Annotated in this window: 13 protein-coding genes; 10 read left to right on the top strand and 3 right to left on the bottom strand. The window is 35.4% G+C overall.

Translation table 11 applies throughout. The features are described 5' to 3' along the window. Positions 1-55: 55 nt before the first annotated feature. The 10 genes from A5866_RS12025 (at position 56) to A5866_RS12070 (ending at position 10,270) form a co-directional block, all read left to right on the top strand. Complete coding sequence (locus tag A5866_RS12025; protein WP_086445265.1) at positions 56-721, top strand: hypothetical protein; 666 nt, start codon at positions 56-58, stop codon at positions 719-721. Between the two features lie 136 nt (positions 722-857). After that, positions 858-1,379, top strand: a complete 522-nt coding sequence (gene lepB / locus A5866_RS12030; protein WP_339099774.1) for a signal peptidase I — start codon at positions 858-860, stop codon at positions 1,377-1,379. 17 nt (positions 1,380-1,396) lie between these two features. Further along, on the top strand, positions 1,397-2,011 hold the full coding sequence (lepB, locus tag A5866_RS12035; RefSeq protein WP_086445263.1) for a signal peptidase I: 615 nt from the start codon (positions 1,397-1,399) through the stop codon (positions 2,009-2,011). 28 nt (positions 2,012-2,039) lie between these two features. Next, positions 2,040-4,640, top strand: a complete 2,601-nt coding sequence (locus A5866_RS12040) for a YfhO family protein (RefSeq protein WP_086445262.1) — start codon at positions 2,040-2,042, stop codon at positions 4,638-4,640. A 45-nt stretch (positions 4,641-4,685) separates the two neighbouring features. Continuing rightward, entirely contained in the window at positions 4,686-5,393 is a 708-nt protein-coding gene (locus A5866_RS12045; protein ID WP_086277422.1) for a hypothetical protein, read from the top strand. Between the two features lie 167 nt (positions 5,394-5,560). Further along, positions 5,561-6,445: an ABC transporter ATP-binding protein gene (locus A5866_RS12050; RefSeq protein WP_086445261.1), complete on the top strand. Its 885-nt coding sequence runs from the start codon at positions 5,561-5,563 to the stop codon at positions 6,443-6,445. Next, the gene (locus tag A5866_RS12055) at positions 6,442-7,194 is read left to right on the top strand and encodes an ABC transporter permease (protein WP_086277420.1); all 753 of its coding nucleotides are present in this window, start codon (positions 6,442-6,444) and stop codon (positions 7,192-7,194) included. The genes A5866_RS12050 and A5866_RS12055 overlap by 4 nt, the downstream gene beginning before the upstream one ends. A 9-nt stretch (positions 7,195-7,203) precedes the next feature. Further along, positions 7,204-8,322, top strand: coding sequence for a sensor histidine kinase (locus tag A5866_RS12060; RefSeq protein WP_086277419.1), 1,119 nt, complete (start codon positions 7,204-7,206; stop codon positions 8,320-8,322). Continuing rightward, positions 8,315-8,914 (top strand): response regulator transcription factor, encoded by a 600-nt coding sequence (locus tag A5866_RS12065; protein ID WP_086445260.1) that lies wholly within the window; start codon positions 8,315-8,317, stop codon positions 8,912-8,914. The genes A5866_RS12060 and A5866_RS12065 overlap by 8 nt, the downstream gene beginning before the upstream one ends. Before the next feature lie 453 nt (positions 8,915-9,367). Next, entirely contained in the window at positions 9,368-10,270 is a 903-nt protein-coding gene (locus A5866_RS12070) for a helix-turn-helix domain-containing protein (RefSeq protein ID WP_176271365.1), read from the top strand. 848 nt (positions 10,271-11,118) lie between these two features. Here A5866_RS12070 and A5866_RS12075 read toward each other — a convergent pair. Genes A5866_RS12075 through A5866_RS12085 form a run of 3 tightly spaced genes read right to left on the bottom strand, consistent with a single transcriptional unit; the run spans position 11,119 to position 14,587 of the window. After that, positions 11,119-11,826, bottom strand: coding sequence for an HAD family hydrolase (locus A5866_RS12075; RefSeq protein WP_086277416.1), 708 nt, complete (start codon positions 11,824-11,826; stop codon positions 11,119-11,121). After that, entirely contained in the window at positions 11,823-13,265 is a 1,443-nt protein-coding gene (locus A5866_RS12080; protein ID WP_086445257.1) for a CehA/McbA family metallohydrolase, read from the bottom strand. Before A5866_RS12080 ends, A5866_RS12075 begins: the two co-directional genes overlap by 4 nt. 8 nt (positions 13,266-13,273) lie before the next feature. Beyond that, a complete protein-coding gene (locus A5866_RS12085) occupies positions 13,274-14,587 on the bottom strand; it encodes an ABC transporter substrate-binding protein (protein WP_086445256.1) in 1,314 nt (437 codons plus the stop codon). Positions 14,588-14,604: the final 17 nt, after the last annotated feature.

Here is a 14,604-nt window from a genome sequence, read left to right on the forward strand (position 1 = left end):
TTTCCAGTCGGAGCTAAACGAGCCCATTACGCTTTTATATTAGGAGGATAGAAGTATGTCATTACTGGATTGGGTATTTATTGGAACACTATCAAGTGCTATCCTCTTTGCACTATTTTCTTTATTTAGTATTTTTTTTCTTTTTAGTACAGGAAAAAAAATTCAGCAACTTACAAGAATTAAAACAAAAAATACCCGGAAACGTAAAAAGATCAGACGAACATTGAAAAAAGTCAAAGGTAAACGTAAGAAACAGCGTTGGGGCTTAGTAATTTGTGTAGTTCTTATTGGTATCTTAAGTAGTACAGCCTTTTACGCTCGTTATTATCAGGCAACGAATTTAGGTGAAAGAGATTCAGAAGGGATCGTCCAAGGTTATTATTTACTCAATGAAACCAAAGATCAAATCGATGCGTTGAGTGAAAGCCACAATTCAGAGAAATCTGAAAATAACTTAAGAGAATTAGCGGCAAAGCTTTCTAGTTTCGGGATGCGTGGCGCTGATGGCCGTTTGACAGAAGAAGGGCAACGACTATTGACTCGGTATTATAATCAGGTCAAAGAATTAGGCCTAAATCTGAATAATCAAAGTGCTGAAATGTTAAGTAATCAAGAGATACGTGAAACCTATCTCAATGATCTACAAAAAGCACAAAAAACGCAAAGCAAAATCATTACCTATTTTAAAATCAATGAAAGTGCATTGAAACAAAAAAAATAAGCAGATGAAACCAATGACTAAAAAAAAGAAGAAAAATGATTATAACAGCCATAGAAAAAAACGTTCGAGGAGTCAGGTCCGAAAATTATCCCAGAATAGCAAGAGAATAAAATCAACGAAAGAGCTGTGGAAAGAAATAGGATTGACTATTTTTATTGTGCTCTTTCTTTTTATTGTGATGTCCATGACTCTTTTTTCTTTACCCAAAAGTGAAGGATATGGTATGGCACCTACAGTCAATGATGGTGAACGCGTTTTTGTAAATCGACTTGGAACCGTTCGACGTTTCAAGTTGATTTATTTTAAAGTCCCCGATAGCAAAGATAAATCAATTCGTCGCGTGATCGGGCTGCCAGGTGAAAGTATCCAATACAAGAATGATCATCTGTTCATCAATCAACAAGAAAGTGTGGAACGTTTTTTACAAAGCCAACTAAAACGAGCGGAACAAAATGAAGAGCTGTTAACAACGGATTTTCGGTTGCAGCAAATCCCTAATAATAAATATGCTCGAATTCCAGCAGGAAAGTATTTAGTGTTAGGTGACAATCGACCTTATTCATCAGATTCCCGTTATTATGGCTTAGTGGATGAAAAAGAGATCATTGGAACAGTAGAAATGCGGATTTGGCCGTTACATACGTTGACTAGCTACTAAAATCAAAGGACAGAGAGATGAATAAGAAAATTAATCATAAAAGTAAACCAGCGCCAAGAAAACGGAAAAAAACAAAAAAGCCATATATGCAGTTCGCGGCTTTAGTATCCAATGGTACTTTTTTCTTGTGTATATTTCTAGGCATCCTTTTTTTAATCAAAGTTGGCCCCCATGTTGTAGATGGTTCATCGATGTTTCCAACATTGGAAAATGGCGATCGGATTTTTGTAAATAAAGGGGAAATACCAAAGCGGTATTCGATTGTGACGCTAGATCCATTGAAAAAAAAGAAAGAATCTTACGTAAAACGAGTGGTTGGTTTGCCAGGAGATTATATTTGGTTAGAAGGAACAAGTCTATTTTTAAATCAGGAGCAACCCACTTTTTCTGTTGAAGGGAGTAGCAAATCTAGTCACCTTCCTGATGGAACGATAAAAATCACAGTGAACAGAGCTGTTGCACATAAAATGGGAGGACTAAAACAGATTCCCGCAGATAATTATTTTGTGTTAGGAGATAATCGTAATCACTCAAATGACAGCCGTTCCTTCGGCTTGGTTTCCGCAAAACAAATTGAAGGTGTAGCGATGTATCGTTATTATCCATTAACTCGTTTAGGGAGACTGCACTAAAAATTAGATAAGAATAGAAAGGAAACATATGAAAAAACAACGAGCACTATTTTTCTCAGGGAGTACTAGGTATGCTGTGGCTAGTTTTGTCTTGCCCATTGTTATATTAGCCGGTGTCTATTTTTCTATCGGTATTTATCCTGGTAGTAAAATCAGTATCTTAGCTAGCGACGGATTTGGACAATATGCTAATTTTTTTGCTAGTTTCAATAATTTGATGAAAAGTGATCAGAGCATTTATTACACCTGGTTTGGCTCATTAGGATTAAACTATTTATCATTGATCAGCTATTATTTAGGTGGTATCTTTACTTCTTTTGTTTATTTTTTTGATAATCAGAATATACCTGATTTTATTTATTATTTAACGCTGGTAAAAGTCGGCTTTGCAGGTCTAGCGTTTTGGCTTTTCTCTACTCAAACATTTCACCTACCTAGATGGGGGAAGCTTTTGTTGAGTGTTAGTTATGCTTTGATGGGATTTACGATTGCAAATTCAGAAATGGTCATGTGGTTAGACGGCCTGATTTATTTTCCTTTGGTTATTTTAGGTATCCACCTTATTATGAATAAACGTCAGCCTTGGCTTTTATTTATCAGTTATTTCTTGTTGTTTATCTCCAATTTTTATATTGGTTTTATGATTGGTGTCTATTCATTTCTTTATTTTGTTGTACGCTTATTTACAAATCGTACGCGCTATTTAAAGTGCCTGCCAAGTTATCTCTTGACATCGTTACTGGCAGGAGGCGCATCTATGATGTTATTATTTCCAGCGTTGGTCGACTTACGGACGAATGGGGAAGCGTTGACGACTATGAAGAGTTGGAAAACAGCTGCCACAGGTCCTTGGGATTTAGTGGTCAAAAATATGGTTGGTGTCTATGATACGACTCGTTATGGCTCAATTCCGTTTATTTACGTGGGATTGTTACCGCTAGTTTTTTGCCTATTTTTCTTTTTAAGTAAGAAGATACTACTACGCAAAAAAATTTGTTATGGTCTGTTATTGATCATATTGGCGACTAGTTTTTATGTGGAACCGCTGAATTTATTTTGGCATGGATTGCATGCGCCAAATATGTTTCTTTTTAGGTTCAGTTTCTTATTTTCTTTTACGATTTTATTATTGGCAGGATATGGCTGGTCGGCGTATAAAAAAGAAGATTTTGAACAGGTGGTCAATATTTTTCTTGGGTTGATGATGTTATTTACAGTTACCAGAGTAGTTACAGCAAAAAGTCAGCAATACGACTATTTGACATATACATCATTTATACTAACGTTGATTTTTCTAGCAGTTTATCTAGTGTTTTTCTTTTGTAACTATAAAGGTAAAGGCCAAACAAAGATACTGATCTGTCTATTTATGGGGATTTTTTTCTTTGAAGTGGGAGTGAATACACGATTGCTAGTGAAAGGCATCCAAGATGATTGGGGCTATGCAGAGCGGTCGGGTTATGAGAAAGATTATAAAGATATTCAAAAGCTAGTTAAACAGACTAAAGACGAAAACGACTCCTTTTATCGTATGGAAAATAATACAGCCAGCTCACCTAATGAAAGTTTTCGCTATGGGTATAGTGGCATCGGCCTGTTTTCATCGATCAGAAATCGACATTCTTCTTTCTATATGAATACATTAGGCTTTCGCTCATATGATACGAATTTGTCTATCCGATACCAAAATAATACTATTTTGATGGATACACTGATGGGCGTTAAATATAATTTATCATCTACTGACGTGTCTAAAGCAGGTTTTGAGAAAATAAATACGATGGGTGACTATCAACTGTATAAAAACCAATATGCATTGCCGATGGGGATTTTGACGGATGAGGGAATTTATGATAAAGAACTTGCCAATGATCCTGCCAGTCTTCTGTTGGCCCTCTCTGGTAATGAAGAAGCGCTGTATGCAACGGCTTTTCCAGAAATAATCAAAACAGAGAATGCGATCTTAAAGGAAGGCGTTAAGTATGATAAAAATACGTTGATTTTAAAGGCAAAAGAAAAAAATGAGCCGCTAAAAATCAAATGGAAAATAGCAGTGAATCCTCACTCTCAAGTGTATCTGGATTTATTTCCAGCAAACTTTAGGGGACAAGAGCGTACTGAAATACATGTTACGTCAGACAAGCAGAAAACGAGGACATTATTAACAAAAACAGGACAGTTTTATTCTTTAGGGGATTATGAAACCGCACAAGACATTACTGTGGAAGCCATATTCTATTATACAGATCAGTTGGAATTAGTTGATCCAACAGTCATGATGTTAAACACAGAAAAATATGCAAAGGCCGCACAAAAAGCACAAGAAAAAGGCGTAAAATTTCAAGTAAGAGGGCGTAAGGCCACCGCCACGGTTACAACAGAAAAAGAGCGAATTCTATTTACGACAATTCCGGCAGATAAAGGCTGGCAAGCAAAAGTAGATGGAGAAAAGGTTCCCATTCGTACAATCAATGATGGTTTACTAAGTATCTCAATTCCTGCGGGAAGACACCATGTGGAATTTATCTATAGACCGCAAGGCTTGCTCCTAGGAAGCTTCTTGTCTCTCTTGAGTATAGTTAGTTTTGGTGCTTATCAATATTATTTGATTCGTCGTAACAAGTACTAGAGTGAACAAGGTTCTGATGAATGGTAGCATATTGGAGGGGATTATATGAAGAAAGTTCCGGCAATAGTCATCTTTTGTTTACTGTTTCTTGTAGGATGTAAAACGGGCATCGAAAAAAATATTTCTGAGCAGAAGAATGATGGAGCAAACTGGTCAAAAAAACGTACAAATTTATTTAGTTCATTGGATTACCCGGAACTATCTAAAATAGAAGCAAACAAGCTCATGAAAGAAAAATTCGATTTAACAATGCCGCTTTTTTTTGAGCGGTCATTAGCATTAACACAAGAAACATTGTTGTTAGAGACCCCAGTGCAGTATGCAATCAAAAGTGAAGCAGAGAATCTGACGATTCGAGGAATCGTTATAGGAAAAAAGACTACTGATCCAAACTATACTGGATTAGCAGAAGCCCATTTTCAAGTGAATCAACAAAAACAACAAGTTTATTTAACGAAGCAATCGATAGTGATTCAATGTTCAGCATCAGATAATAAACTTCAAGGAGAAACGGTTCGTTTACTCTTAAGAAGACTAGGTGAAGCGATGGAATTACCAGACTTGGATCAGGTAATGAAACAAGCAGAGCAGAAAATGGCACAAACTAAGGACGAAGGTTCTAGCCAAATGATTGAAATCTATAATGATAGTGAAACAGCAAAGAAGCAACAATCTACCAGCCGGATTCTAACGATCTTCTATGACGAAAACAACATGGTTAAAGAAATAGATGGATTAATTTCGATTGAGTAAGGGTCAGAATAAAGCGAGCTTGTAGCATAACTTTTTAAGTTACGCTACAAGCTCGCTTTATTTATTGACAGAACATGACAAATGTCATATAAATCCATGACAAGATCATCTAACGTAGTCCCCTTATAAACAGATAAAATAAGGACATAAGTAAAGGGGAGAAAAAAATGATCACAGTCAATAAACTCACAAAAACAATTAATAAAACAACAATTTTAAATACTATTTCTTTAACCGTAAACCAAGGGGAAATCATTGCTTTGGTTGGTCCAAATGGTGCAGGCAAAACCACATTGATCAACTGTTTAACTGGACTGATCCGGCCAACAACTGGTGAAATCAGTCTCTTAGGGGCAAATCCCATGAATAAAAAAAATAAACTTAAAATGGGTGTTATGCAGCAAGAAAGTACGACTTTAGAAAATGTCAAAGTCAAAGAACTACTAACTCTGTTCCGGAGTTTCTATCCTAATCCGCTTTCTCTAGAGGAATTACTGGACATAACTGGGTTAAGTGAACAACAAAATACCTATACGACTAAATTATCTGGCGGACAAAAACGACGCCTAACATTTGGGTTAGCCATTATTGGAAATCCAGAACTACTTTTTTTAGATGAACCGACAACCGGAATGGACGTTACTAGCCGTAAAATTTTCTGGAAAAAAATCAATACATTAAAAGAACAAGGCAAAACAATTATCTTGACCACACATTATTTGGAAGAAATTGAAAAAGTCGCAACTCGAATTTTACTAATGAAACAAGGTACGCTGGTTCATGATGGGACATTAGCAAGTATTCAAGCTGAAATGTTGCAAAATAAATTGACCTTTCAGTTGTTAGACAATGAAGATGAAGCAAAGCTGGCAGATTTACCGTATGTCTCAACGATTGAAAAAGAGGAAGACCAAGTAACGCTATATTCATCAAATAGTGATGAAACACTTATTGAGTTATTCGTAGCCAAAATCAAATTTAGAGATCTATTGATTATCCCAGGGAACTTAGAGACGGTCTTTAATACCTTAGTCGAGGAGGAAACTAAATGAACGCTTTGATCATTCAAACTAAAACAGATTTAAACCGCTCGTTATTTAGAAGCAAACCTTTTATCTTTTTTTCTTTAGGCATGCCGGTCGGTTTCTATTTGCTATTTACAAAAGTATTTAATATGGGGGTTCCTGAAGAGTATCTGGCTGTTTTTTACAAAGACAGTATGATTCAAATGGCGACGTATAGCGTAATGATCAGCTCGCTCTTTTCTTTTTCAATGACGTTGATCGAAGATCGTAAGCAAGGTGTGAAGCAGTTTTTACGTTTATCTCCGTTGCCTGAAAGAAGCTATTATCTCAGCAAAATTCTAACCCAGTTTTTGATCAATACGTTATTATTAGTCGTAATTTTCATAGTGGGGCATTTTGTAAATGGTGTTCAAATGGACTTTGGCGCGTGGGTATTCAGTGCCTTGTGGATTTTATATGGTTGTTTACCGATTGTCGCATTAGCCACGATTGTCAGTCTTGTAAAAGATCCCAACACAGCAAGTGTATTGAACAATATGATCTTGATGCCGCTTGCGATCATAAGTGGATTGTGGTGGCCGATCGATATGTTTCCAGAGATAGTTCAAAAAATGGCGACAGGCTTACCAACTTATTATGCAGCACAAGGTGCGAAACAGCTAGCAGCAGGACAATTACCAGATAGCAAAGGAATCTTGATCATCTTCATTTATTTTGTAGGAATTATGGTATTATCAATATATCTGAATGGTCGTAAAGAAGAAATAAAACGTTAGGGGTAAGTTATGATTGGCAAGTTTAGGTTGTATCCAAAAGAGGATGGTTTTGTTTCGTTTATATGGTTGATTTTTATTTTGATTCCGATCATCGCAATGTTTCCCTATGATAATGTTGATAAGCAACTAGCGCTAGCTACTCTGGGGATTTTTGTGGTGACCTATCGAAACTGTTTATTTAATGGGAAGTGGTTTCCATTTTGGATGGCGTTGATGTATGGAATATCACTGTTTTATACAATGTACTTTGGTTATATCTATTTGTTTATCTATCCAGCGTGGATGATTGGTTTTATTCCAATGAAGAAGCACGTGTTTAAGTATTATTATATTGCGTTATTATGCACACTAACACCTGTGCCGTTTGGTTTAAGTCAATTGCCGGAATATGTGACACAAGATTTGAAAATCACGATTTTTGTGTATGGATTTTTTATCTGTGCGGCTCCATTTGCTGGTCGATCGATTCGTAAACAGGCGGAATTGCGGAAACAAATGTATCAGTCTACGCAGCGGATGGAATACGTGATCAAACAAGAAGAACGTTATCGGATCGCAAGAGATTTACATGACACATTAGGTCAATCGTTATCGATTATGACGATCAAAACAGAATTAGCAGGAAAACTGCTAGACAAAGATTCTGAACGAGCGAAAAAAGAAATTGCAGAAGTTGCAGAGACCTCCAGAGGAACCCTGCAAACAGTTCGGGAAATAGTTTCGAGCATGCGTCATGTTTTGATTGCCGAAGAAATGATCACGATTGAAAAAAGCTTACGGGCTGCGAAAATCATTTTATCCACAGAAGGGGAAGAGTTAACTGCCGAGCTAGCTACAGACCTCCAAAATACGGTGAGTTACTGTTTACGTGAATGTGTCACGAATGTGATTCGTCATAGTAGAGCCAGCCACTGTAGGATTATCATTGAAAAGAGTGGCGTAAATTATATCTTTACAGTTGCAGATGATGGTAAAGGAATGAAAGACTCGATTCAGGGGAATGGACTGATGGGATTAAAAGAGCGAATCGAAAGCATCTGTGGAAAACTCGAATTTACTCAAAAAAATGGGATGAAGGTGATATTCACAGTGCCTGTGGATAAAAAAGAGGAGCCGATCAATGATTAGACTAATTATCGCTGAAGATCAAGGGGTACTGTCATCAGCTTTAGCAACGATTCTGGGATTAGAAGAGGATTTAGAAGTTGTAGGGATCGCCAAAAATGGTGTGGAAGCATTGGAACTGATTGAAAAGCATCAACCAGATGTTTGCTTGACTGATATCGAAATGCCTTTAAAAACGGGCTTAGATATAGCGGAAGAGTTACGGTATCGAGAACAAAAGGTGATCATTTTAACTACGTTTGCTAGAGAAGGCTATTTTGAACGTGCCGTGAAAGCGAACGTATCAGGTTATCTTCTAAAAGACACTCCGACAGATGAGCTGATTGAAAATATCCGCGCTGTGATGCAAGGGAAAAAATTTTATTCACCTGAACTTGTAACGGGACTGTTTTCACAGCAAGAAAACCCTTTGACTGAACGGGAACAAGAAGTATTGCTCGCAGTAGGGGAGGGCTTGTCCTCAAAGGAAATTGCGGGAAAGTTGTTTTTGACGAGCGGAACGGTACGAAATTATATGTCAGAGATTTTGAATAAATTAGGGGCAAAAAACCGAATTGACGCAGTAAGTATTGCTAAGGAAAAAGGCTGGATTTAATTAGGAAGATACATTTAGAGCAAATAAGAATAGGCATTAAATGTGGAAATGGATAGATAGTAAAAAAATGTTCTTCATTGATTAGTTTATCAATAAGTACCATGATATAAAATGTATTTATTTAATTTATCCATTATTATTGGAGAGTATATTTTATAAAGAAGTACTTAATTACTTATTTTGCATAATTCTGATTAAAAAAATAGCGCCCGTATCAACCGATACAGGTGCTACCTTTGTAGGTGTTGATTTTTTGTCAAGAAGATACCCTTTCATTTATCAACTTTGATGATTCTGAGTGTTATTTTAACCACTAACTAAAATGAAAGTTGTGATCAACGTTACAAGTGTTACTGAAGAAATAATCATAGCTATACCTCCTTTGCCATTTTGAATATTATGTTTTACATATTCATTATGATACAATTTAAGAAAAAAAGGAATGATTTTATTTTGAATATACAAGAGACCCTATTTTATATACGTAAAAAGAAGGAACTACCGCAACGAAAATTATTAAAATATGTCGATGCTTCCGTATATTCAAAAATTGAATCAGGAAGAAAAAATTTAACCTTTTCTGAACTACTGGAAATTTTAACCAACTTATCAATACCGTTGGATGAATTTTCAAATTATTTTGATAATGATTCTGTTGGAAAAACAATGAGAACTCTCTTGTATGAATATAAGGTAAATCCCAAAAATCTTACGACCAAAGAAAAGATTATTTCATACTTTAACACGTTGTATTTTTCTCAAGAGATGTCGCTAGAAGAATTATCTGATTATATCGTCATTAAAACTTTATTTTCCAATCAATGGAAAGAAGTGCTAATTTTATCTGATACAGAATTAGCAAAAATATTTACTCTTTTAAATGAAAAAAAATACTATTTTCATTATGATTACGCTATTCTCTCTAATACAATTTATTTATTTAGAGATGATCAAATAGATATTCTTATGAATAGAGCGTTCCCTGTAAAAGACATGGAGTATCGAAATGCTGCCACAAAAGAATTTATCACAAATTTAATTTGTAACTTGATTACTACGCTTATCAAAAAAAAGAAGTATAGCGAGTGTGCCTATTATATTGACTTAGCAAAAAAGGAACGGGAAAATTATGATTTACCTTATAAAATCATGTTAAAATTTTTAGAGAATATGGTGTCTTACGTTCAAAATAAAAATCAAACGTCTAAAGAAGAGTTAGAAGCAGCGATTAATTTTTTAAATTCTGTTGAAGAGTATGAACTAGCTACTGCGTTAAAGTTAGAATTAGAAAATATCCTTACAACAGATGAAGAACCAGTTATTATTTTTAGAAATCATTTCAATAAGCAATATTAGAATGTTGCCAATTTGGCAGAATATTCTTGTTTATTTTGTACAAGAAAGCAAATAGTAATATAATTAAACCATGTATAAATAAAAAATCCCTTAGCAATATAGGCATGGTGAAGTCTGCTAAGAGATTCATAAAAGGGATTTGCGCGCCTTTTTGTAGCTTATCACTACATGTTTAGTTTACCATTTTTATGTTTAATTGTGTTAACTTATAGTGAATACAATAGTTTTTTATCTTATATCCTGTGATTCGGTCAATAAGAAATAAAAGAAGATACTCATCCATTGAGTATCTTCTTTTATTTCTTTAGGAAATGCCATTACTTTTTGTTCAGTATTAGGGTAGGTTTTCAATTTTTCTTCATCTCCTTTTTAGTAGGCGTATTTAGATTATCAAAATCTTACCAATCACACATTTGCTCATATTACTAGGCATAAGTTATGACGGGAGTTCCTCGTTGTCTGTAGGGTCTTATTTTTGAAGTCAACAAAATATGGTGACAGTTTCTGCTGAATTGATTTAAGTATACGATCGTTAATAATACGTCTATTCAAGTTAAGCAAATAAGACAATTTTATATAGTTAAAAAATTGTCTCAATGGTTCTTAAAAATAACTAGGTATATGGAGATTAATAATAGTAAAACTTTAACTAGATGTGTTTCAAAAAAGAATAGTAACGTTGGAATGTGATTAAAGAAGCGTTGAATACTTGATAAAAAGTCCTTTAATGATACGAGTAAACTTTTAAAAAAGCCGAAAAGAAAGAATCATCGTCGGCTTTTCAATCTGTATAGAAAATATAATACTATTAGAACCCTTGTTTAAAAGTTTTAAAAAAAATAATCATTTCAAGTTTTTGTAACAGAACAAAGAATAGTAGGTAAATAGTCTATTACTTCATCTAAACGATTGATGATATGGTCTGTGTATTTTTTCAGTTCTTGCTCTGTCCCGTTTCCAGATAATACTCCAATTCCTGCTAAACAAGTTTGTGCAAATTCCATGTCTACTGAGGTATCACCAATATGGATAACTTCTTCGTATTGCAACTGATTTTGGATACAAAATTCATCCAGCATTTCTCGATTTGGCTTGGCAAGAAAACGATCTGAGGTACCTACGAAATCAATATAGGAGTCAATACCTAAGGTTTTTAAAGTGTATAAGGTACTTTCATAATCATCTGCTGTAGCAATTCCTAAAATGATCGATTGTTCTTTCAGTTTATGCAAAGTTTCAACCAGATTTGGAACAGGTTCAAGAGAAAGTTTTTCTTCCTTTAGACAGACTAATTGATAATATTGAAAACTTTTAAGTAATTTTTCAGTATCATAGTCTAAATAACTTGCGATAATCGTGATAATTTCTTTAGTAGAAGCTGAAGATAACAATCCATCGCTAAGCAAGATTCCATTGCGATAGCCAATTTCTACTAAAATAGTTTCTGCTTTTTTACCATCGGTGAATTTTAAAATAAAATTTCTAACCATATGAACCCAATCTTTTGTAAAGTAGACTAGTGTACCATCTTTATCCATCAAAATACCTTTGATCATAAGGTCTCAGCTAACTCCTTCCAATAGGTCAGACTGGGCTGTTTCTCTCCAAAATAAACGGGATTAGTAAAGCCGATCAGTTTCCCTTCAAGGTCTCGAATGGTAACACGAATGTAGTTATAAGAATTGTTAACAAACTCAAAGGACTGTTGACTCTCTGATGATTCCTCTGTAGCCATTATTTCGCCATTGATAATCCATTCAATTCTACACGTATCGATTCCTGTTACGTTGGCGAAGGCCGTTACATGTTTTTGATAGGGCAATCGGCTACCGGCAATCTGACCTTCTACAGCAAAATCAATCTTACAATCAAAACGGCTAACCCAAACATTACCAGCTTTTACACGAGAAAGAATATTCGGAATATCTAACTTTTCTGAAAAAACATAGGTTGAAGGATCCCCAATAAGTGAAGGGAATTCGGCTTCTGGATAGCGATCATCAGGTCGTAAATGTGAATCAGATCCACCAATACCAGTGATTTTATGCCCATCAGATAATGCTTGATCCCAAGCTAACAAAGCTTTTTCGGTTGCATCAGGATTTAAGTGATACGTAGGATCATTCCAAATTTCAATGGCATCCACCAGGTGTAAGTTTGTTTCTCCCGCCAACCATTTCCATTCTCCTAGAAATGGATGATTGATGGAGTTTAAATGTTGTTGTGTCTCTTTCTTTTCAAAAGATTTAGCTAACTTTTCTGTAGTTTGGAGAAGAAGAAAACCTTTATCTTGAAAAGGACTGTTTCTAACACCAATTTGGTTATAGTGACCATGTGGAGATGTGATTTCCACTCCAGGAATAACGAGAACTTCTGTTGAATGAGGCCAAGAAGTTGGGACAATATTATGATCGGTTGCGGTAAAGAAATCTAGACCCATTTTCTCAGCTTGGATCAGGTTTTCCTCGCGGCTCATTTTTCCATCTGAGTAGATAGTGTGGGTATGAAAATCACCTCGATACCATTTAGTTTCTTCTTTTTTGTTTTGAGGGTTTTCATCTGTTAGTTCAAATACACCTTTTTTAATAGAATACCATGGATTTTCAGTAGGCAACGATTCTTTCAAATGTTTAAGCTGGGCGTTGTTTTTTTCAGTTACTTCGATTTCAATTTTTATTTTCTCAAGGGGAGTGTTTTCTTTCATAATGCCGCAAACCTCTAAACACCATGGTGCTGAACCGAAATTTCCTGCAATTGTGTTAGGAGAAAATTGGGTATTTTCTGTGATAATTACAGGTTGTGGGGTAGACGGTCCAATATATTCTGCCCTTATATTTCCGTTTCCGTCATAAAGAATATAAGAACACCAAATATCTCCAACTGTGAAGACCGTGATTTCCAAAGCGACTGTGCTTAGTGCTAGGTCAAGCTGAAAGGGTTTGTACAAAATATTGGGGCTACTGTTTTCTGTAGAAGGAGTTATGCTAAACTTCATTTTGACACCTACTTTTTATTTATTTGGTCTAGTGCTTCTTGTGCTTTTTTCTGAGCTTCTGACAATGCTTGTTTTGCAGGAACATTCTCTAATTCTACCTGATCTGCAGCTATTTTAAGAGCATCTACAATTTTTCCACCAGTTGGATCAATGAAAGCAGGGCTTGCATGTTGCGCTTGCTTAAAGGGAACGGCATAATATGGTTTTTCTTCTAAAAATTTTGCATAGTCTTCGTTGTCTAATGTGGATTCTTTTACTGGGATATAACCAATCGTTTCTGACCAGTCTGCTTGAACTTTACTTTGTGTAAAATAATGAATAAAGGCATAAGCCGCTTCCTTCTCTTTTTTATCAATTGAGCTTGGAATTGCAAGATAAAGAGCAGAAGCGATCGGTTTTGCTTGATTACTTCCTACACCGGGTTGTTCTGCAGAATCAATGATTGAAAAATCTAGATTTCCTTTATCCCCTGAAGAGCCTAGATAGCCAACCGATTTTCCGTTAGTCACATCATCAATCGTCTTGTACCAGTATTCCCAACCCTGTCCGCCAGAATTTATAGACATCACTTTATCTTCATGAATAGCTTTTCGAATCATCTCCCAAGAATCGATCCAAGCGGAAGTGCTTATTGTTACCTTCTTTTGATCCTTATCTAGGATCGTTCCCCCATTACTTAATGAGATATCTATTAAATTATCTTGTCCCCACATAGGTTCAAAGCCAATTTCTGCAATGTTTTCTTCTTTAATTTTTTTACTTGCGGCAATCAAGTTTTCCCAAGAAGAGAAGGCCTCTGTTGGGGAAATACCAGCTTTTTCAAGTAAATCTTTTCGGTAATACATGACTTGCGTGGTACCATAAGCAGGAACACCCAAAACAGAATCATTTACCTTTGCTTGTTCCATAAATACTTTAAGAAAATCTGATTCATTATATTCCTTGTCTTCTTTTAAATACGAATCCAAGGGCTCAAGTACATTTTTGCTTCCTAAATCGGCTAAATAGCTATTTCCTAAAATCGCCAATCCTGGTGCTGTTTTAGAAGCAATAGCAGCCTGAAGTTTTTGATACGTTTCAGCGTAATCTGCCTGTGGAACAGCTTTAACTTCATATTTATCTTGTGAGTCATTGAATTCTTGGATAATCTCTTTCATCTTTTTGTCGGCTTCACTACCTAACCCATACCAATATTCAATTTGTGTTTTTTCTGAGCCGCTTTCTTTAGAATCGGTATTTTTTGTATTTCCACAGCCTGTCAGAACAAGGCTAATGCCTAACAATATACTCATAACAGATAGAACATTCATTACTTTTTTCATGATTTTCCTCCAATAAG

Source organism: Enterococcus sp. 12C11_DIV0727 (assembly GCF_002148425.2).
In the GTDB taxonomy this organism is placed as follows: domain Bacteria; phylum Bacillota; class Bacilli; order Lactobacillales; family Enterococcaceae; genus Enterococcus_L; species Enterococcus_L lemimoniae.

Bases quoted from the DNA above. Each gene is read 5' to 3' on its own strand.
- A5866_RS12040 (WP_086445262.1), top strand. From the start codon at position 2,040: ATGAAAAAACAACGAGCACTATTTTTCTCAGGGAGTACTAGGTATGCT.
- A5866_RS12060 (WP_086277419.1), top strand. From the start codon at position 7,204: ATGATTGGCAAGTTTAGGTTGTATCCAAAAGAGGATGGTTTTGTTTCG.
- A5866_RS12075 (WP_086277416.1), bottom strand. From the start codon at position 11,826: ATGATCAAAGGTATTTTGATGGATAAAGATGGTACACTAGTCTACTTT.
- A5866_RS12065 (WP_086445260.1), top strand. From the start codon at position 8,315: ATGATTAGACTAATTATCGCTGAAGATCAAGGGGTACTGTCATCAGCT.
- A5866_RS12025 (WP_086445265.1), top strand. From the start codon at position 56: ATGTCATTACTGGATTGGGTATTTATTGGAACACTATCAAGTGCTATC.
- A5866_RS12050 (WP_086445261.1), top strand. From the start codon at position 5,561: ATGATCACAGTCAATAAACTCACAAAAACAATTAATAAAACAACAATT.
- A5866_RS12080 (WP_086445257.1), bottom strand. From the start codon at position 13,265: ATGAAGTTTAGCATAACTCCTTCTACAGAAAACAGTAGCCCCAATATT.
- lepB (WP_086445263.1), top strand. From the start codon at position 1,397: ATGAATAAGAAAATTAATCATAAAAGTAAACCAGCGCCAAGAAAACGG.
- A5866_RS12085 (WP_086445256.1), bottom strand. From the start codon at position 14,587: ATGAAAAAAGTAATGAATGTTCTATCTGTTATGAGTATATTGTTAGGC.
- A5866_RS12045 (WP_086277422.1), top strand. From the start codon at position 4,686: ATGAAGAAAGTTCCGGCAATAGTCATCTTTTGTTTACTGTTTCTTGTA.
- A5866_RS12055 (WP_086277420.1), top strand. From the start codon at position 6,442: ATGAACGCTTTGATCATTCAAACTAAAACAGATTTAAACCGCTCGTTA.